The 18,621-nt window shown below is 68.5% G+C and carries 15 protein-coding genes; 13 read left to right on the top strand and 2 right to left on the bottom strand.

Annotation, left to right across the window (positions count from 1 at the left end):
- Positions 1-66 precede the first annotated feature (66 nt).
- From ACFWZ3_RS12040 to ACFWZ3_RS12030, 3 genes are all read left to right on the top strand, one after another.
- Entirely contained in the window at positions 67-828 is a 762-nt protein-coding gene (locus ACFWZ3_RS12040; protein ID WP_439707962.1) for an NAD kinase, read from the top strand.
- A 261-nt stretch (positions 829-1,089) separates the two neighbouring features.
- Positions 1,090-2,043 (top strand): 5'-nucleotidase, encoded by a 954-nt coding sequence (locus tag ACFWZ3_RS12035; protein WP_439707961.1) that lies wholly within the window; start codon positions 1,090-1,092, stop codon positions 2,041-2,043.
- A 67-nt stretch (positions 2,044-2,110) separates the two neighbouring features.
- A complete protein-coding gene (locus ACFWZ3_RS12030) occupies positions 2,111-2,857 on the top strand; it encodes a sulfite exporter TauE/SafE family protein (RefSeq protein ID WP_439707960.1) in 747 nt (248 codons plus the stop codon).
- Here ACFWZ3_RS12030 and ACFWZ3_RS12025 read toward each other — a convergent pair.
- Positions 2,852-3,727: a DMT family transporter gene (locus tag ACFWZ3_RS12025; RefSeq protein WP_439707959.1), complete on the bottom strand. Its 876-nt coding sequence runs from the start codon at positions 3,725-3,727 to the stop codon at positions 2,852-2,854. The two genes, ACFWZ3_RS12030 and ACFWZ3_RS12025, sit on opposite strands and share 6 nt — an antisense overlap.
- A 113-nt stretch (positions 3,728-3,840) precedes the next feature.
- Between ACFWZ3_RS12025 and ACFWZ3_RS12020 the strand changes: the two genes are divergently transcribed.
- The 4 genes from ACFWZ3_RS12020 to ACFWZ3_RS12005 all read left to right on the top strand — a co-directional run bounded on the left by ACFWZ3_RS12020 (position 3,841) and on the right by ACFWZ3_RS12005 (position 8,660).
- Positions 3,841-5,010, top strand: a complete 1,170-nt coding sequence (locus ACFWZ3_RS12020; RefSeq protein WP_439707958.1) for an acyl-CoA dehydrogenase family protein — start codon at positions 3,841-3,843, stop codon at positions 5,008-5,010.
- 117 nt (positions 5,011-5,127) lie between these two features.
- The gene (locus ACFWZ3_RS12015; RefSeq protein ID WP_439707957.1) at positions 5,128-5,679 is read left to right on the top strand and encodes a GNAT family N-acetyltransferase; all 552 of its coding nucleotides are present in this window, start codon (positions 5,128-5,130) and stop codon (positions 5,677-5,679) included.
- A 14-nt stretch (positions 5,680-5,693) separates the two neighbouring features.
- On the top strand, positions 5,694-6,278 hold the full coding sequence (locus ACFWZ3_RS12010) for a glutathione S-transferase family protein (RefSeq protein WP_439707997.1): 585 nt from the start codon (positions 5,694-5,696) through the stop codon (positions 6,276-6,278).
- Positions 6,279-6,392: 114 nt separating this feature from the next.
- Entirely contained in the window at positions 6,393-8,660 is a 2,268-nt protein-coding gene (locus ACFWZ3_RS12005; protein ID WP_439707956.1) for a thiamine pyrophosphate-dependent enzyme, read from the top strand.
- A 166-nt stretch (positions 8,661-8,826) separates the two neighbouring features.
- Here ACFWZ3_RS12005 and ACFWZ3_RS12000 read toward each other — a convergent pair whose 3' ends face one another.
- Entirely contained in the window at positions 8,827-10,506 is a 1,680-nt protein-coding gene (locus ACFWZ3_RS12000) for a diguanylate cyclase domain-containing protein (RefSeq protein WP_439707955.1), read from the bottom strand.
- Positions 10,507-10,924: 418 nt separating this feature from the next.
- Here ACFWZ3_RS12000 and ACFWZ3_RS11995 point away from each other — a divergent pair, with 418 nt between their 5' ends.
- From ACFWZ3_RS11995 to ACFWZ3_RS11970, 6 genes are all read left to right on the top strand, one after another.
- Positions 10,925-11,482 carry an NADPH-dependent FMN reductase gene (locus ACFWZ3_RS11995; RefSeq protein ID WP_439707954.1) on the top strand — a complete coding sequence of 186 codons (558 nt, stop codon included), beginning with the start codon at positions 10,925-10,927 and terminating at the stop codon, positions 11,480-11,482.
- A 117-nt stretch (positions 11,483-11,599) separates the two neighbouring features.
- Positions 11,600-12,019: a heavy metal-responsive transcriptional regulator gene (locus ACFWZ3_RS11990; protein WP_439707953.1), complete on the top strand. Its 420-nt coding sequence runs from the start codon at positions 11,600-11,602 to the stop codon at positions 12,017-12,019.
- Entirely contained in the window at positions 12,016-14,541 is a 2,526-nt protein-coding gene (locus ACFWZ3_RS11985; protein WP_439707952.1) for a heavy metal translocating P-type ATPase, read from the top strand. Before ACFWZ3_RS11990 ends, ACFWZ3_RS11985 begins: the two co-directional genes overlap by 4 nt.
- Before the next feature lie 1,094 nt (positions 14,542-15,635).
- Complete coding sequence (folC, locus tag ACFWZ3_RS11980) at positions 15,636-16,928, top strand: bifunctional tetrahydrofolate synthase/dihydrofolate synthase (RefSeq protein ID WP_439707951.1); 1,293 nt, start codon at positions 15,636-15,638, stop codon at positions 16,926-16,928.
- 71 nt (positions 16,929-16,999) lie between these two features.
- Positions 17,000-17,971: an SPOR domain-containing protein gene (locus tag ACFWZ3_RS11975; protein WP_439707950.1), complete on the top strand. Its 972-nt coding sequence runs from the start codon at positions 17,000-17,002 to the stop codon at positions 17,969-17,971.
- Positions 17,972-17,994: 23 nt separating this feature from the next.
- Positions 17,995-18,591 (top strand): CvpA family protein, encoded by a 597-nt coding sequence (locus tag ACFWZ3_RS11970; protein ID WP_439707949.1) that lies wholly within the window; start codon positions 17,995-17,997, stop codon positions 18,589-18,591.
- The last annotated feature ends 30 nt before the right edge of the window (positions 18,592-18,621 follow it).

The raw sequence follows: 18,621 nt of genomic DNA, 5'->3' as shown, positions 1-18,621 counted from the left end.
AGGGCGCTCCTACATTCGCCCGCCGCTGCGCTAAGCTCCAGGCCTCCCTCGTCACGCCGGACGCCCATGCGCTTCGCCTTCGTCGCCAGCGACACCGCCGTCGCCCAGCAGGCCCGCCGCAAGCTGGCCGAACGCTACGGCGACCTGCCGCCGCTGGAGGCCGAGGTGATCATCGCGCTGGGCGGCGACGGCTTCATGCTGCGTACCCTGCATGCGCACCGCGCGCTCGACCTGCCGGTCTACGGCATGAAGCTCGGCCGGGTCGGCTTCCTGATGAACAAGCACCAGATCGACGACCTGCCCGGGCGGATCGAGCGGGCACACGCCGCCGTGCTGTATCCGCTGCAAATGCGCACCACCGACGCCGACGGCAACGAGCAGTTCGCGCTGGCCTTCAACGAGGTCTCGCTGCTGCGCCAGACCAACCAGGCCGCGCACCTGGAGGTCAAGCTCAACGACGAGGTCAAGCTTCCCGCGCTGGTCTGCGACGGCATCATGGTCGCCACGCCAGCGGGCTCGACCGCCTACAACCTTTCCGCTCACGGCCCGATCCTGCCGCTGGACGCGAACGTGTTGGCGCTCACCCCGATCAGCCCGTTCCGTCCGCGCCGCTGGCGCGGCGCCATCCTCCCGCACCGCACGCTGGTGACCCTGCGCGTGCTCGAGCCGGGCAAGCGCCCGGTCAGCGCGACGGCCGACTTCCTGGAGGTGCGCAACGTGCGCACGGTGAAGATCTGCCAGGCGGAGGAGTGCGGGGTGAAGCTGCTGTTCGATCCCGAGCACAACCTGGAGCAGCGGATCCTGGACGAGCAGTTCGCCGCGGAGTAGGGCGGTTCCCCGCAAGGCTTCCCCCATCCGCCCTTCGGGCACCTTCCCCCGCAGGCGGAGGAAGGGTCTGGTGGATCTGCCGATCCGGACCTTCCCCCCATGGATGGAGAAGTGCGTCAGTTCACGATGCGAGCCCTCGTGAGGGCAAGAACCCGCCGGATCCCACAATGCGAGCCTTCCCCCGCTTGCGGGGGAAGGTGCCGAAGGCGGATGGGGGGGCCTTGCCGCACACCCACCCACCGCCTTTGCTAGATTGCCCCCATGACCACCCCCGACGCCCACGCCCCCGGTGCCCACGACCCCGGTGCCCATGACCCCGGCGCCAGCACCGACAACCGCCTGGTCGTCGCCATCTCCTCGCGCGCGCTGTTCGACCTGGGCGACAGCCATGCGCTGTTCGAGCGCGATGGCCTGGACGCCTACCGCCGCTTCCAGATCGAGCACGAGGACCAGCTCCTCAAGCCCGGCGTGGCCTTCCCGCTGGTGCAGAAGCTGCTGGGCCTGAACAAGCTGGCGGGCGACAAGCCGCCGGTGGAGGTCATCCTGCTCTCGCGCAATTCCGGCGACACCGGCCTGCGCATCTTCAACGCGATCCAGCACTACGGCCTTGAAATAAGCCGCGCGGCCTTCACCAGCGGTGCGCCCACCTCCGACTACATCGCCCCGTTCAAGGCCGATCTGTTCCTCTCGGCCAACGCCGAGGATGTCGGCCGCGCACTGGCCGCCGGCGTGGCCGCCGCCACCATCCTGCCCAGCACCGCCCCGCCGCGCGCCAGCGAGCAGTTGCGCATCGCTTTCGACGGCGACGCGGTGATCTTCGGCGACGAAGGCGAGCGCGTCTCGCGTGAGGAGGGCCTGGAAGCTTTCCATCGCCGCGAGACCGAACAGGCGGGCGAGCCGCTCTCGGTCGGCCCGTTCCGCGGATTCCTCACCGCGCTGCACCGACTGCAGACGGCCTTCCCCGCGGAGGACTCGCCGATCCGCACCGCCCTGGTTACCGCCCGCTCGGCGCCGGCGCACAAGCGCGTGATCCTCACCCTGCGCCGCTGGGGCGTGCGCATCGATGAGGCGCTGTTCCTCGGCGGGCGCGACAAGGGGCCGTTCCTTGACGCCTTCGGCGCCGACATCTTCTTCGACGATTCGCCCGCCAACGTGGAATCGGCCCGTAAACACGTCGCCACCGGACACGTGCCGCACGGCGTGAGCAACCGCTGAGGTTCGACTGCGGCCGCCGTGGATTGTGGCCGCTACAATCGACCGCCAACGATCACCGGGAGATCGGGTGCTGCCCTCGGTACTGGCGATTCTTTTCCTCGCCACTTTCATCCGCTCGGCCCTCGGCTTCGGCGAGGCGTTGGTGGCCGTTCCGCTGCTGGCCTTCGTCATGCCGGTGGAAACGGCCGCCCCGGTCGCCGTGCTGGTTTCGATCACGGTGGCGGTCGTCGCGGTCGCGCGGGACTGGCGACACATCCATTTCCACAGCGTGGGCAGGCTCTTCGTCGCCACCGCGATCGGAACGCCGATCGGCCTGTGGGGCCTTCACGCGCTCGATGGCCGGCTGGTCAAGCTGGGGCTGGGCCTGGTCGTGGCCGGGTTCGCGATCTTCTCGCTGGTGCGCCGGCGGCCGATGCTGCTGCCCGACGACCGGCACGCCTGGACGTTCGGGCTTGGCGCCGGCGTGCTCGGCGGCGCGTATGGCATGAATGGCCCGCCGCTGGTGATGTACGGCGCGTTGCGCGGTTGGTCGCCCGTGCACTTTCGGGCCACCCTGCAGGGTTACTTCCTGCCGGCGAGCGTGCTGGCCATGGCGGGCTACGGGATGACCGGCCTCTGGACGCCCGCCGTCACGCACCAGTACCTGGTGGCGCTCCCCGCAGTGCTTCTGGCCATTCCCCTGGGGCGCCTGGCGAACCGGCGTCTCAGCGCGCCGGTTTTCATGGTTTGCGTGCACGGCGGGCTGGTGGCGGTTGGCGTGATGCTTCTGCTGCAGTCGGTCGGTTGGTTCGGGGCTAGCGTCGTCGGCTCATAGCATCCGGGTACGCCGCCACCACCCGGTGACCTGGTCCTCGCGCACCAGCGTGAACAGCCCCGCGGCGAGGATCAGCGCGATGCCGATCAGCATCGGCCAGTCCAGCGTGTCGCCAAACAGCCAGTAGCCGAAGCCGATCGCCCATAGCATCTGGCTGTACTGGGTGGGGGCCACGCGGTTGGCGGGAATGAGCTGGGTGGCGAGCATCAGCAGCACGCCGGCCAGCCCGGCCAGCAGGCCGTAGCCGGCCAACAACCCGCCCTGGTGCAGGGTCGGCCAGGCGAACGAGGGCAGCATCAGCACGCCGCCGACCACCAGCGGTCCGATCACGCCTGCGCCGTACAGGCTGATGCGCTTCTCGTGCGCGCCGGCCATGCGCAGCGCCACCACCGACACGGCACCGGCCATGCCGCAGGTGGCCGCCGCCAGGTGGCCCACGCCGAGTTGGCGAAAGCCCGGCCGCAGTACCACCAGCACGCCCACGAAACCGGCGAATACGGCCGACCAGCGCCGCCAGCCCACGTGCTCCTTGAGAAACACTACCGACAGCAGGGTGACGAAGATCGGCATCAGGAAGATCAGCGCGAACGTCTCCGCCATCGGCAGATGGGTGAACGCCACGACCGCCGACACATTGGTAATCGCGCCGGTCACCGCGCGTATCCACCACAGCGACGGGCGGTTGGCGACGAACACCTCGTGCCAGCGGTCGCCCGGTTTGCGGATGAACGGAATCGCCACGAGTCCGAGCACCGCCCCGAAGAACACCGCCTCGAACGCCGGCAGCGTGCCGCGTAGCGATTTGACGAAGGCGTCGCTGATCGCATAAGCCGCGTAGCAGGCAAAACCGAGTAGTACGCCCTTGAACATGGATGGTCCGGTCAGGGTGGGAGCAGGGCGGCAGGTGGGCAGGCGCCCCGGCATGACCTCCCGCCATCGCGGGCGGTAGAATGCCGGGCTTGTCCCTCCAACGGAACCCACGCATGGCCGCCCGCCTCGACCCGCTCGACCTGTACGACGTCCGCTCGCTGCTGTCCGACGAGGAGCGCATGGTCCAGGACACCGTCGGCCGCTTCGTCGACGAGAAGGTGCTGCCGATCATCGGCGACTGCTTCGACCAGGGCCGCTTCCCGAAGGAGCTGATTCCCGAGATCGCCAACCTGGGCCTGCTCGGCGCGACGATCCCGGAAAAGTACGGTTGCGCCGGTATGAACGGCGTGAGTTACGGCCTGATCTGCCAGGAGCTCGAGCGCGGCGACTCGGGCCTGCGCAGCTTTGCCTCGGTGCAGAGCTCGCTGTGCATGTACCCGATCTACGCCTACGGCACCGAAGAGCAGAAGATGCACTACCTGCCGAAGATGGCGGCAGGCGAGATCATCGGCTGCTTCGGCCTGACCGAACCGCACGGCGGGTCCGATCCGGCCAACATGAAGACCCATGCCAAAAAGGACGGCGGCGACTGGGTCATCAACGGCGCCAAGATGTGGATCACCAACGGCAACCTGGCGCACATCGCGATCGTCTGGGCGCAGACCGAAGACGGCATCCAGGGCTTCATCGTGCCGACCGACACCAAGGGCTTCACCGCGCAGGAAGTGCACAAGAAGATGAGCCTGCGCGCCTCGGTCACCAGCGCGCTGTTCTTCGACAATGTCCGTGTGCCCGAAGCCAACCGCCTGCCCAATGTGAAGGGCCTCAAGGGTCCGCTGGGTTGCCTCACGCAGGCCCGCTACGGCATTACCTGGGGGCCGATCGGTGCCGCGCAGGCGTGCCTGAAGGAAGTGCTCGACTACACCGCCGAGCGCATCCTGTTCGGCCGTCCGCTGGCCTCCAACCAGGCCGTGCAACTGAAGATGGCGGACATGGCCCGGCGCATCACCACCGCCCAGCTCCTGTCCCTGCAGCTCGGCCGCCTGAAGGACGCCGGCACCATGCAGCCGACCCAGGTCTCGCTGGCCAAGTGGAACAACTGCCGCATGGCGATCGACATTGCCCGCGAGTGCCGCGACATCCTCGGCGGTGCCGGCATCACGACCGAGCATTCGGCGATCCGCCACGCGCTCAACCTCGAGTCCGTGATCACCTACGAGGGTACCGAGACGGTGCACCAGCTCGTGGTCGGTCGCGAGCTGACCGGCATCAACGCGTTCTGATGTGACGCTCTGGCCTGGGTGGCCCCTACACCCAGGCCGTCATTCCCGCTTTCGCGGAATGACGCCCGGCCAGGCTTCGTGCGGCCCGGGAAAACGGGTTATCGAGGAGACCAGGCCTTGCACGTTCCGGATATCCGCATCGAAACCGATCGCCTGATCCTGCGCCCGCCGCGCATCGAGGACTTCGATGCCTATGCGGCGAACATGGCCGACCTGGAGGCCGCCCGCTTCATCGGCGGGCAGCAGCCGCGCGCGCTGGCGTGGCGCGGCTTTCTGTCCTCGGCCGGCGCCTGGATGATCCAGGGCTTTTCCATGTTCTCGGTCATCGAGAAGGCCAGCGGCCAATGGGTAGGCCGGCTTGGCCCCTGGCACCCTGACGGCTGGCCCGGCACCGAAGTCGGCTGGGGCCTGGCCCGCCCTGCCTGGGGCAAGGGCTACGCCGTGGAAGGGGCCTCCGCCGCGATCGACTGGGCGTTCGACAACCTGGGTTGGGACGAGGTCATCCACTCGATCCACCCGGACAACAAGCCCTCACAGGCGCTCGCACAGCGGCTCGGTTCCACCTGCCGCGGCCCCGGTAAACTGCCGGCCCCTTACGAGGACTCGCCAACCGAAATATGGGGCCAGACCCGCGAGCAGTGGCGCGCGCGGCAAAAGGCACGGGCGTGATCACCATCTACGGCATGCGCGCCTCGGGCAACTGCTACAAGCTGCAGTTGCTGCTCGACCAGCTCGGTCATGAGTATCGCTGGGTGGATGTCGACAGCGCGGGCGGTGCCACGCGCACGCCCGAATTCCTCGCCCGGAACCCCAACGGCAAGGTGCCGTTGCTGGAGCTGGAAGACGGGCGCCGACTGGCCGAGTCCGACGCGATCCTCTGCTACCTCGCCGAAGGCACGGCGTTCTGGCCGCAGGACGCCTGGCTGCGCGCGCAGACGCTGCAGTGGCTGTTCTTCGAGCAGTACAGCCACGAGCCGTGCATCGCGGTGGCGCGCTTCATCCGCGGCTGGCTGCCGCCCGATCATCCTCGCCATGCCGAAGTGCCGGCGCTGATCGAGCGCGGCAAGGGCGTGCTGGCGGTGATGGAGCAACACCTGGCCGGACGCGAGTGGTTCGTGGGCGAGCGCTACGGGCTGGCCGACATCGCGCTGTACGCCTATACCCATTGCGCTCCCGACGGCGGCTTCGACCTGGCGCCCTATCCGAACATCCTGGCCTGGCTCGCCCGCGTACGGGCGCAACCCGGGCATACACCCATGCACCGTTGAGCACATCCCCGTCGTAGGAGCCTGCTTGCGGGCGATGCTATGGATGCCATCGAAGCAAGAGCATCGCCCGCAAGCGGACTTCTACAAAGACATCCCTTTCAGACAGATACCGCCATGTCCCTGCCATTTCCGATTACTGCCCGCCACAAAGGCTTCAATCGCGCCGAGATCGTCGATCAGAACTTCAACGAGTTCGTGAAGCTGTGGGACGGCGAGGTGCGCCAGGCACCGCGCGACGACCAGCCGGTGCTGCCGGGAAGCGCGCTCGATGCGAAGGGCTTCCGCGAACTGTTCGAATCCCAGTTGATCAGTCGCCATCTCGACCTGATGGCGCGCGTGCTGCGCGTGCAGAACAAGGTGTTCTACACGATCGGCTCGTCCGGGCACGAGGGCAATGCGATGGTGGCGCGGCTGACCCGCCACACCGATCCGGCCTTCCTGCACTACCGCTCTGGCGGCTTCATGGCCGAGCGCTTCCGTAAGTTGCCGGGCATGGACCCGGTGATGGATTCGGCGCTCTCCTTCGCGGCCAGCAAGGACGATCCGGCTTCCGGCGGCCGCCACAAGGTGTGGGGTAGCAAGCCGCTCTGGGTGCTGCCGCAGACCTCGACGATCGCCTCGCACCTGCCCAAGGCGCTCGGCACCGCGATCGCCATCGATCATGCGCGGCGCATCGGGCACACCCTGCCGGTACCGGACGACTCGATCGCGATCTGTTCGTTCGGCGACGCGTCGTCCAACCATGCCACCGCGCAGACCGCTTTCAACGCCGCGGGCTGGACCGCATACCAGAAGCTTCCCGCACCGGTCCTGTTCGTGTGCGAGGACAACGGCATCGGCATTTCGGTGAAGACGCCCACCGACTGGGTCGCGGCCAATTACCGCTCGCGTTCGAACCTCGACTACTTCTTCGCCGACGGCCTGGACCTGGCCGGGGGTTACGCCCAGGTGCAGCGCGCGGTCGAGCACTGCCGCAGCACGCGCCGCCCGACCTTCCTGCACCTGAAGACCACCCGCGTGATGGGCCACGCCGGCACTGACTTCGAGATCGAGTGGCGCAGCATCGAGGAGTTGTGTGCGGTAGAGGCGACCGATCCGCTGCTGCGCTCGGCCGCGATCGCGCTGGAGTCGGGCCTGTACTCGAAGGACGAGCTGCTGGCGCTGTACGAAGCGACCCGCAAGCGCTGCTTCGCCGCCGCCGAGGAAGCCGATCGCCGGCCCAAGCTCGAGCGCCTGGACGACGTGATGGCGCCGCTCGCACCGTTCACGCCCGCCAAGGTGAAGACCGAAGCCGAACGCGCCGACTACGCCGACGCCCGCCTGAAGGCCTTCGGCAGCGAGGACAAGCTGCCGGAAAACCAGCCGCCGCGACACTTGGCCATACAGATCGGCCAGGCGCTGCACGACATCATGGCCAAGTACCCCGAGTCGCTGCTGTTCGGCGAGGACGTGGCGCAGAAGGGTGGCGTCTACACAGTCACCAAGGGCCTGCACAAGACGTTCAAGAACACGCGCGTGTTCAATACGCTGCTGGACGAGACGGTGATCCTGGGCCTGGCCCAGGGCTACGCCAACATGGGCATGCTGCCGATCCCGGAGATTCAGTATTTGGCCTACTTCCACAACGCCGGCGACCAGATCCGCGGCGAGGCGGCCAGCCTGCAGTTCTTCTCCAACGACCAGTACCGTAACCCGCTGGTGATGCGGGTGGCCTCGCTGGGTTACCAGCGCGGCTTCGGTGGCCACTTCCACAACGACAACTCGATCGCCGCGCTGCGCGACATTCCCGGCCTGGTCGTCGGCTGCCCCAGTCGCGGTGACGACGCGGCAACCATGCTGCGCACGCTGACCGCGATGGCGAAGGTGGACGGGCGCGTGTGCGCTTTCCTCGAGCCGATCGCGCTGTACATGACCAAGGACCTCTACGAAGCCGGCGACGGCCAGTGGCAGTTCGCCTACCCGGCGCCGGGCGAGGCGATGGCCCTGGGCGAGGGCAGGGTCTATGGCGAGGATGCAGACGACCTGGTGGTATTCACTTTCGGCAACGGCGTGCCGATGGCGCTGCGTGCGGCGCGCACCATCGAGGCGGAATTGAAGTGGAAAGTGCGCGTGGTCGACCTGCGCTGGCTGGCGCCGCTCAACGATGCGTTCATTGCATCGGAAGCAAAGACGGCCAAACGCATCATCGTGCTGGACGAGGGCCGCAAGAGCGCCGGCGTGGGCGAGGGCGTGATCACCGCCATCGTGGAGGCGGGCCTGGGCGCCACGCCACTGGAGCGGGTCGTCGGTGCCGACACGTTCACCCCGCTGGCGGGGGCGGCGTTCCTGGTGCTGCCAGGCGAGGCGGATGTGGTGGCGGCGGCGCGGCGGCTGGCCGGCTGAGGAAGCGCCCGGTCGGGAGAGTTCGAGGCAAGGCTTCCCCCATCCGCCCTTCGGGCACCTTCCCCCGTGAACGGGGGGAAGGCGCACCAGGCAGGGTTCCGGCTCAGGTTTTCTCCCCGCGCCCGCGAGGCTCCCGAAGGGCGAATGGCGCAAGCCGCCACACGGCCTATTCTTCGACTTCGCTAACGCGCGGCCACGCGCCCTCGGTGATGGCCCGCGGCCGGTCGTAAAGACGTGCCTGGTTGCGGCCGTTTACCTTGGCCTGATACATCGCCTGGTCGGCCCGTTCGATCAGCGTTTCCACCGTATCGGCCAGAGTGCGCATGGCCACGCCAATGCTCACGCTGAGCATGAGTTCACCGTTGACCGGGATTTCCAGCCGGTGCACGCGCCGGCACAGGCGGGTGGCCACCTGCATGGCCTGTTCTTCGACGACGCCGTCGAGCATGGCGATGAACTCTTCGCCGCCATAGCGCCCGAGCAGGTCCGAAGGGCGCAGCTCGGCGCGCAGCGCTTCGGCCACCTCGATCAGCGCGCGGTCGCCGGCGCGATGGCCCTGCTGGTCGTTGAGCAGCTTGAAGCGGTCCAGGTCGAGGAACAGCAGCGCGACCGGCCGGCCGGTGCTTTCGTCCAGCATCGTCTCGGCCGCCTCGTTCCACGCGCGGCGGTTGAGTACCCCGGTGAGCGAATCGTTGTCGGCCAGCGCACGCACCATGTCGCGGTCGCGTCGCATGGTCAGCGCGCGATCACCCAGGCCGATCGACAACACGATCGCCTCGAACGCGCCGGCCACCACGCTGGCGTCGCTGGTCCAGCTCATGTTGGGCAGGGCACCGCTTAGCTGGGCGGTCGATAGCGCGGTCAGCGCCAGAAGCGGCGTCCAGCCGACCAGGAAGAACCATGCGTGGCGGGAGCCGTGCGAGGCGGCCACGATGGCGGAGAGCAGCATCAACAATGCGCCCAGGATCAGCAGCGGATCGACCAGCGCCTGCGCGGCATCCACCAGCAGCCCGATCGAACTGCTGCGCATCAGCACCAGCATGGGCATGCCGATGGCCAGCGCCAGCACGGGCGCGCGCAACAGAGGGGCGAAACGCTGCAGCTCGCAGAATCGCGCCATGAACAGCGCCGCAAAAGCCACCGACAGGGCGATCGAAGTCGATTCGAGCAGGCTGGCCGAAGGCGCCAGCCACGTCGCTTCCAGCGGATGGAACAGGAAACCGGTCTGGATGCTCTGGATCAGCGCATAACAGAAGATGTAACCGGCATACCAGAAGAACGTGTTATCGCGCAGCATGAGCGCGAAACACAGCGCCATCAGCGCCATCGTCAGCATCACGGCAAAGCAGGCACTGAACAGCGTAAGCCAGTGCGCGTCATGGCCGAGGAAGGCGGTCAGCGATTCCAGGCGGAAGCTCAGCGGCGGCGAGAGCCCGTCCACCGGTTCGAGCTTCAGCAGGATGAGGGCGGAGGCGGGCACGCTGGCCGGATAGCGGAAGGCCAGCCGTCCGTGCCCCAGCGGCGGGCCGCCGATGTCGTCCAGCGCCAGATGGCTGACAGGGCCGTTTTCGTCATAGACCGTGATCCGCCCCAGCGCAGGCGGATAGATGGTTAATACCCGTTCCTCGTTCACCCACGGGGGCTGCGGACGCAGCACCACCCAAGTGCCCAGGTTCTCGCGCGGAAAGCTGTGCAGCAGCGACGGGTCGAACGAGGCAAGTTGGCCCTTGTGGAACTGTTGCAGCACGGCGGCGGGGGTGTCGCCGGGATGCGCCTCGCGCCAGCCGCCATCCAGCAGCATGGCCGCGTGCACCACGCCGAACCACAGCCACAGCAAGCCGAGCACGCTTCCGATCAACGGGAGCCTGCATCGGTGCCAGATCCTTGCTGCGGACAGCGTTCGCATCCCCTTGTCCCCGCTTGGCGACGGCTGCACGTCCCTGCAGTCCGCGACCCCCACCCGTTGCCCCGGCGCGGCGACCCCCTCCTGGCCGTCGCGCCTGCGTTGAAGACGATCCTACGCGAACCGTCCGGTCCTTCGCCCGCTTTTTACAGGCGAGCCAGGGGCTGATCTAGCAGGCTCCGTGCCAAGGCGCGGATGGCCCCCTGCACTCACGGGCCCTTGCCGGCGCGCGCCTCATGCTTCGCCGAATCGCGGCCGTGTCTGACCCTGTGGGGTAGCTATGGACCCATACGAGCAGTCACACCGCTCGCCTTTCACGAAACGATGACGCCCGGCAGGGCGCGCCTCGCGGAGATTCCCCATGAGCATCAAAGTGGCCGTTCTGGTCGGCAGCCTGCGCAAGGACTCGTTCAACCGCCGGTTGGCCCACGCGGTGGAGAAGCTGGCGCCCGACGAGCTGGTGTTCGAACACGTAGCCATCGGCGACCTGCCACTGTACGACCAGGACCTCGACGGCAACTACCCGGCGTCGTGGACGACGATGAAGCAGCAGATCCAGGCGGCGGATGCGCTGCTGTTCGTCACCCCCGAGTACAACCGTTCCGTGCCGGGCGTGCTGAAGAACGCCATCGACATCGCCTCCCGCCCGTACGGCACCAATGCGTTCGCCGGCAAACCCGGCGCGGTGATCGGCGCGTCGATCGGCTCGACCGGCAGCGCGCTGGCGCAACAGCACCTGCGCAACGTGCTCGCCTATCTGGATGTCCCCATGCTGGGACAGCCTGAGGTGTTCGTGCAGTTCAAGGACGACGGCCCGGTCGACGCCGATGGCAACATCACCGTCGACAGCACGCACAAGTTCCTGCAGGGCTTCGTCGACAGCTACGTGGCGTGGGTGCACACCATCCTCAAACGCTGAGCGTCCCGTGGGGTGGGCTTCAGCCCGCCGCTTGCGTCGCCCCTGGCCGGTGAGCAGAGCCCGCCCTGAGAGCAGCGGCTTGACTCTGGACCTTAATCAAGGGTCTAGACTTGCGCCATGAACCTCCAGACGCCGCTTACCATCGGTGCCGTCGCCAAGCGCGCCGGCGTGGCCATCGACACCATCCGCTATTACGAGCGGGAAGGGCTGCTGCCCGAGCCCACGCGGCGCCCATCCGGCTACCGCAGCTACGGCGAGGGCACGGTCGCGCGGTTGCGCTTCATCCGCCGTGCCAAGAACCTGGGCTTCACGCTGGAGGAGATTCGCGACCTGCTCGCGCTCTCCGCCGACCGCAAGCGCGGCGTCAAGGCGGTCAAGCAGCGCGCCGAGCAGCGGCTGGCCGATATCGAGGCGCGCATCGCCGAACTGGAGCGCGTGCGCGCCGGGCTGGCCGAGTTGGTCGAAGCCTGCCCAGGCCATGGCGCGCCCGAAACCTGCCCGATCCTGCGCGCGCTGGGCGGGGAGGAGCAGCCATGAGCAATTGCTGCCATACATTCCCGACAGCGGGCGAGCGGGATCCGGTATGCGGGATGGCGGTGGATCCGGCGAGCACGCCCCATCATGCCGACCACGCCGGTCGCACCTACCACTTCTGCGGCGCGCGCTGCCGCGAGCGCTTCCTGGCCGCCCCTGAAGCGTTCGCAGGCAACGCGCCCGCGCGGGCGGCAGCCCCCGCCTGCCATGGAGCGACCGGTGCGCCCGCAGAGCGGTCCTCGCACCTCGTCAAGGACCCGGTCTGCGGGATGGACGTCGATCCGCACACGGCCAGGCACCGCGCCGAACACGAGGGCAGGACCTGGTACTTCTGCAGCGCGCGTTGCCGCGAACGCTTCCTGGAGAGCCCCGGGCAATTCCTGGGTGAGCGACCGGCACCGCCCGCCGACCACGGCGCCATCTACACCTGCCCGATGCATCCGGAGGTGCGCCAGGTCGGGCCGGGCGATTGCCCCAAGTGCGGCATGGCGCTGGAGCCGCTCGCGCCCAGCGCGGAATCCGACGACGGCGGCGAAGTGCGTGCCCTGGCGCGCCGCTTCGGCTGGCTGGTCGCGCTGACCTTGCCGGTGCTGGTGGTGGCGATGGGCCCGCACCTGGTCGGCCGTGGCTGGCCGATGCGCTGGGCGGGCGTGCTGGGCTGGATCGAAGCCTTGCTTGCCAGCGTCGTGGTGCTGTGGGGCGGCGCGCCGTTCTTCCGCCGCGGCTGGCGCTCGCTGCGGCCGTGGTCGCCGAACATGTACACGCTGATTGCCCTGGGCACCGGCGTGGCATGGCTCTACAGCGTGGTCGCGCTACTTGTGCCAGGGCTATTCCCGGCCGGCTTGCGCATGCACGGCCGCGTGGGCGTGTACTTCGAATCGGCGGCCGTGATCGTCACCCTGGTCAGCCTGGGTGACCTGCTGGAACTGCGCGCCCGTCGCCGTACTGGCGAAGCGTTGAAGGCATTGCTCGGGCTGGCGCCGAAGACCGCGCGCCGCCTGGAGCACGGCCACGAACACGACGTGCCGCTGGAAGCGGTGCAAGTGGGTGACCTGCTGCGCGTGCGTCCGGGCGAAAAGGTGCCGGTCGACGGGGTCGCCACCGAGGGCGAGAGCCACGTCGACGAATCGATGCTCACCGGCGAGCCGATGCCGGTGGCCAAGGCCACCGGCGACCGCCTGACCGCGGGCACGGTCAACCAGGACGGCACGCTGGTGCTGCGTGCGGAGAAAGTCGGCGGCGAGACGATGCTGGCGCAGATCGTCGCACTGGTCGCACAGGCCCAGCGCAGCCGCGCACCGCTGCAGCGGGTGGCCGATCGCGTGGCGGCGTGGTTCGTGCCGGCAGTGGTCACGGTCGCGGTGCTGGCGTTCGCCGCATGGGCCGCGCTCGGACCGCAGCCGCGGTTGGCGCACGCGCTCATCGCCGCGGTGTCGGTGCTGATCATCGCCTGTCCCTGCGCCCTGGGCCTGGCCACGCCGATCTCGATCATGGTCGCCAGCGGTCGCGGTGCGCAGGCGGGCGTGCTGTTCCGCGACGCGGCGGCGATCGAGGCGCTGCAGGGCGTCGACACGCTGGTGGTGGACAAGACCGGCACGCTCACCGAGGGGCGTCCGGTCCTGACCGACGTGCTTGCCTTCGGCGATCTTTCGCGAGCGCAATTGCTGGCGCTGGCCGCCGCGCTGGAGCAGGCGAGCGAACACCCGCTGGCACGCGCGATCGTGGCCGGCGCATCGGCGGAGGGCGGGGCGATCCCGGCGGCGGCTGGCTTCCGTTCGCTCACCGGTCGTGGCGTGCGGGCCCAAGTGGATGGCCGCGAAGTCGCATTGGGCAATGCGCGCTTGCTCGACGAGCTGCAGGTGGCGTTGGGCGAGCCTGTCGCGCGGCAGGCCGAACGCCTGCGGGGCGAGGGCGCCACGGTGATGTTCCTGGCCGTCGATGGTGCGCTGGTTGGCCTGGTCGCCGTGGCGGACCGCATCAAGGCCGATACGTCCGCAGCACTCGACAGGCTGCGAGGCGAGGGGCTGCGCATCGTGATGCTCACTGGCGACAACGCCACCACGGCGCAGGCGGTGGCGCGCCAGCTGGGCATCGACGAGGTGCATGCCGATGTCTCGCCCGCGGACAAGGCGGCGGTGGTCGAGCGGCTCAAACGTGAGGGGCGACGGGTGGCGATGGCCGGTGACGGCATCAACGATGCGCCGGCCCTGGCGGCCGCGGACGTGGGTATCGCCATGGGGAGTGGCACGGACGTGGCGATGGAAAGTGCGCAGGTGACGCTGGTGCGCGGGGAGCTGTCGGCGATCGGTCGGGCACGGGCGTTGTCGCAGGCCACGGTGCGGAATATTCGCCAGAATCTGTTTTTTGCTTTCGTTTACAACGCGGTGGGGGTGCCGTTGGCGGCCGGGGTGTTGTATCCGGTTTTTGGCGTGGTGCTTTCACCGATGGTGGCGGCGCTGGCGATGAGCTTGTCGTCGGTCTCGGTGGTGACGAACGCCCTGCGGTTGCGGAGAGCCCGTCTCTGATCCCGCTCTTGCGGGGTTTGTCCACGACGTGGCTGGCTTCGACGGCTTTCGATCGCCTGCCGGCATGGAGGCGGAAGCGTGCAAAGTTGCTTTGCGCCCGCTCCCCTCCGGGGAGAGGGCTGGGGTGAGGGGCCGGGGCTCGCGGGGGCGCCTCCTGCATAAGGGGGCTTTGCTTGTCGTTCCTGCGTGGGCTCCCCGCGACTGGGCTCGCCTGCCGCGGGCTTCCGATCGCCTGCCGGCGCTCGGGTCACTTTCTTTGCTGGCCCAAAGAAAGTAACCAAAGAAATGGCCTGCTAAACACGGGGTGACTAAAAAGCTAGGTGCCCCTTCGCTTCGCTTGGTCAGTCGCTTGCTCTTAGAGGAGCTGCCGCCGCTATACCGCGGGCGCTCGGGAGCCGAGGCCAGGGAGGCACTTCGCGGGTTGGCTGGTATCGGCGTTTGGTGACTCTCCTCTCGCGAAGCGTACATTCGTCATTGACTGCCCGTAGGGCTCGCAACGACAAAGCGAAACGAACAGTGTGCCTTCGAGCCGAGAGGTCATGCCGGTGCGCCAGAACCACCGGCTGCTCTGAAGTCTCCATCGGTAGCTGCTCCACACAGCCGCAAACCCACTCTCGCCCCAACTCACGAGCGTCCGCGGTAAAGCGGCGGCAGCTCCTCTAAGAGCAAGTGACTGACCCATCAAGGCGAGGCGGCACCTAGCTTTTATCTCTCACCGGGCTTAGCAGGCCATTTCTTTTGGTTACTTTTCTTTGGGCCAGCAAAGAAAAGTGACCCGAGCGCCGGCAGGCGATCGGAAGCCCGCGGCAGGCGAGCCCAGTCGCGGGGAGGCTACGCAAGGGCGACAACCAAGCAACCTCCGTAGGGACCATCCGCGCGAGTCCCGGCCCCTCACCCCAGCCCTCTCCCCGGAGGGGAGAGGGAGCAAAGCAACTTTGCACGCTTCCGCCTCAATGCCGGCAGGCGATCGAAAGCCCGCGGCAGGCAAGCCAAGTCGCGAACATCCACGAATCAGCGCCAACGAAACCACCAGCAAAAGGCGCCGCCCCCCTCGATGCCTTAAGCTGCGCGCCGCCCCACCACAAAGGCCCCCCATGCCAAGCACGCTGGCCGAATGGCTTGCCTACCAGGAAGGCGTCAATCCCCACAGCATCGAGCTCGGCCTCGAGCGGGTAAACAAGGTATGGCAATGCATGGGCGCCAAAGCTCCGGCGCGGCGCGTGATCACCGTTGGTGGCACCAATGGCAAGGGCTCCACCGTTGCGCTGCTCGAAGCCGTGCTGGGTGCCGCCGGAAGGCGGGTCGGCTGCTACACCTCCCCGCACCTGCTTCGTTACAACGAACGCGTGTGCATCGATGGCCATGACGCGACGGACGAGGACCTCGTCGCCGCGTTCGAACGCATCGAAGCCGCACGCGGCAGCGGCGCGGATGCCATCCCACTGACCTACTTCGAATACGGCACGCTCGCCGCGCTCGACCTGTTCGCCCGCGCCGACCTCGACGTCGCCGTACTCGAGGTCGGTCTCGGCGGCCGGCTCGATGCCGTCAATATCGTTGACGCCGACGCGGTGATCATCACCACCATCGACATGGACCACATGGACTGGCTGGGCAACGACCGCGACAGCATCGGCCGCGAAAAGGCCGGTATCGCGCGGCGCGGGCGCCCGGCCATCGTGGGCGAACTCGAGCCGCCGGCCGGCCTGCTCGAGGCGCTGGCGGCCAGCGGCGCACAGGTGCAGCGGGCGGGGCGTGATTTCCGCGTGGAACGGCACCTGCAGGGATGGCGCTGGCAGCACCGCGACGGCACCGCTTTCGAACTGCCCGATCCGGCGCTCGCCGCACCGGTGCAGTACGCCAACGCCGCCGCCGCGATCGCCGCACTGCACGCGCTCGACGCGATCGGCGGATTGGCCGCGCCGATCGCGCTGGGCCAGGCCGCCGCCGATGGCCTGAAGGCCGTACAGGTGCGCGCGCGCCTGCAAACGCTCGGCGGCGACCCGGCGGTGGTGGTGGACGTGGGCCACAACCCGCAGGCGGCCCGCGCCCTGGCGGACTGGCTGCAACTGCGTCAGTTCCCGCGCGTGCACGCGGTCTACGGTGTCCTGGCCGACAAGGACGTGGCGGGCGTGCTGAGTGCGCTGGGGCCGCGGGTCGACCACTGGCACCTGGCCGGACTGGACAGAGACTCACCCCGCGGCCTGCCCATCGGCGCGCTGGTCGAAGCGCTGCGCCAGACCCTGCCGGAGGCGAGCCACGACGCGCATGCCAGTGTCACCGATGCGCTGGCCGCGGCACGCGCGCAGGCGCGGCCAGGCGAGTGCATCCTGGCGTTCGGCTCGTTCTTCGTCGCCAGTGCGGTGCTGGCTGAACCGACCGCCTGAGCGAACCGTGCCGGCGGCGCGGGCAGGTATAATCGTCGTGTTGCATGCCGTGCCGCCTTGGAGCTTCAGTCTTGAAAACACGCCTGCTGGGTGCCTTCGTCCTGTTCGCGTTGCTGGTGCTGTTCGTGCCGATGTTCTTCTCCAGCACGCCGCCCACGGCCGCGGGCGACCAGGCGGTGAGCCTGGCGATCCCGCCGGCACCCGATCGCGACCTGCAGACGCGCACGATGAGCCTGGACCCGAACGCGCCCGCCAGCAGCGGCACCACGGCGCCGGTGATTCCGGCGAGGACCCAGTCGAGCGCGTCGGCATCGTCGGACCGCCTGGCCACCGTCGACATCGCCTCGCGTCGTCCGCATGACGTGGAAATGGAGCCGGACGCGGCCACGCCCGCGCAGGCTCCCCAGCCGGAAATTATCAAGCCTGAGCCTGCGGCGCCGAAGCCGTCCGAGAAGCCCGCCGACGAGCCTGCGATCGCGAGCGCGCCAGCCGATACGGCTGGCACCGCGGCGCGCGGCAACTTCACGCTCAACCTCAGCGCCTACTCGAACGAGGGTGCGCAGCGGCTGATCCAGAAGGTGCGCGCGCTGGGCTATCCGGTCAGCGGCGCACCGATCCGGCAGCGTGGCCGCGCGCTCACGCTGGTGACTGCCGGGCCGTTCCAGACGCGCACGGCCGCCGAGGCCGCGCGCCTGAAGATCACCCAGAGCATTCCGGGGGCGCCGGCGCACCTTGAAAGTGGTGCCAGCGACCAACATGGTGACGTCGCTGCCGCCCCAACGAAATCGCCAGCGGCTCCGTCGCGTGCCGGTGGCTACGCGGTGCAGGTGGCGGCGATGGGCAGCCAGGCCGATGCCAATGCGCTGCGCGACAAGCTGCGCGCGGCCGGCTTCGACGGGTTTACCGATTCGGTCAGCAGCGGTGGCCGCACCCTGTGGCGCGTGCGGGCTGGCCCGCAGATCCAGCGCGCGGATGCCGAGCGCGTGCGCGACCAGATCAAGGCCAAGCTTGGGATGGCCGGCAACGTGGTGAGCGTGCCGTAAGGCGCGACAGCGGGGCGGCAGGCATGAACTGGATCGACTTCACCATCCTCGCCGTGCTGGCCTTGTCGGTGCTGGTCGGGTTGTGGCGCGGGCTGGTTTCGGAAGTGTTGTCGCTGGTCGCCTGGGTGGCCGCGTTCTGGGTCGCCTGGACGTTCGGACCGGTGGTCGCGGCGCACTTCGAGCACAGCATCTCGCTGCCGGCGGCGCGCATCCTGCTGGGCTACGGGCTTTGCTTCGCGGTGGTGCTGATCGTCGGTGCGCTGCTGCGGTTTGTCGCCCGGCGGATCCTTTCCGGGATCGGGCTGGGCGGGCTGGACCGTTTGCTGGGCATGTTGTTCGGTTTTGCGCGGGGCGTGCTGCTGGTGACGCTGGTGGTGTTCCTGGCTGGCTTCACCGCACTGACCCGCGAGGCCGGTTGGCAGCACTCGCTGCTGCTGCCGCAGTTCACCGGCGCGGCCGCCTGGCTGGGCGAGCGGGTGCCACAGAGCGTGCGCCGCTACCTGCATCCGCCAGCGCAGCTTCCCGCGTTGCCGCCGGGCACCTTGCCGGCACTTCCGGGCAGTTCACCCGCGCCGGCGCAATCTGTCCTTTCGGCCGTGCGAGCGGCCACGCTTACCTGAACACGCCTCACAACATCACGCTCAACGAGA

The sequence above is a fragment of the Frateuria sp. GZRR35 genome, from assembly GCF_051900415.1.
Taxonomy (GTDB): Bacteria; Pseudomonadota; Gammaproteobacteria; order Xanthomonadales; family Rhodanobacteraceae; genus Frateuria_A.
This window is presented reverse-complemented; position numbering and strand designations above follow the sequence as displayed.

Excerpts from the sequence above, each read along its gene's own strand:
- ACFWZ3_RS12040 (WP_439707962.1), top strand. The coding sequence starts at position 67 with ATGCGCTTCGCCTTCGTCGCCAGCGACACCGCCGTCGCCCAGCAGGCC.
- ACFWZ3_RS12010 (WP_439707997.1), top strand. The coding sequence starts at position 5,694 with ATGCGCGCCTCGGGCAACTGCTACAAGCTGCAGTTGCTGCTCGACCAG.
- ACFWZ3_RS12005 (WP_439707956.1), top strand. The coding sequence starts at position 6,393 with ATGTCCCTGCCATTTCCGATTACTGCCCGCCACAAAGGCTTCAATCGC.
- ACFWZ3_RS12020 (WP_439707958.1), top strand. The coding sequence starts at position 3,841 with ATGGCCGCCCGCCTCGACCCGCTCGACCTGTACGACGTCCGCTCGCTG.
- ACFWZ3_RS12025 (WP_439707959.1), bottom strand. The coding sequence starts at position 3,727 with ATGTTCAAGGGCGTACTACTCGGTTTTGCCTGCTACGCGGCTTATGCG.
- folC (WP_439707951.1), top strand. The coding sequence starts at position 15,636 with ATGCCAAGCACGCTGGCCGAATGGCTTGCCTACCAGGAAGGCGTCAAT.
- ACFWZ3_RS12035 (WP_439707961.1), top strand. The coding sequence starts at position 1,090 with ATGACCACCCCCGACGCCCACGCCCCCGGTGCCCACGACCCCGGTGCC.
- ACFWZ3_RS11985 (WP_439707952.1), top strand. The coding sequence starts at position 12,016 with ATGAGCAATTGCTGCCATACATTCCCGACAGCGGGCGAGCGGGATCCG.
- ACFWZ3_RS11970 (WP_439707949.1), top strand. The coding sequence starts at position 17,995 with ATGAACTGGATCGACTTCACCATCCTCGCCGTGCTGGCCTTGTCGGTG.
- ACFWZ3_RS11995 (WP_439707954.1), top strand. The coding sequence starts at position 10,925 with ATGAGCATCAAAGTGGCCGTTCTGGTCGGCAGCCTGCGCAAGGACTCG.
- ACFWZ3_RS11990 (WP_439707953.1), top strand. The coding sequence starts at position 11,600 with ATGAACCTCCAGACGCCGCTTACCATCGGTGCCGTCGCCAAGCGCGCC.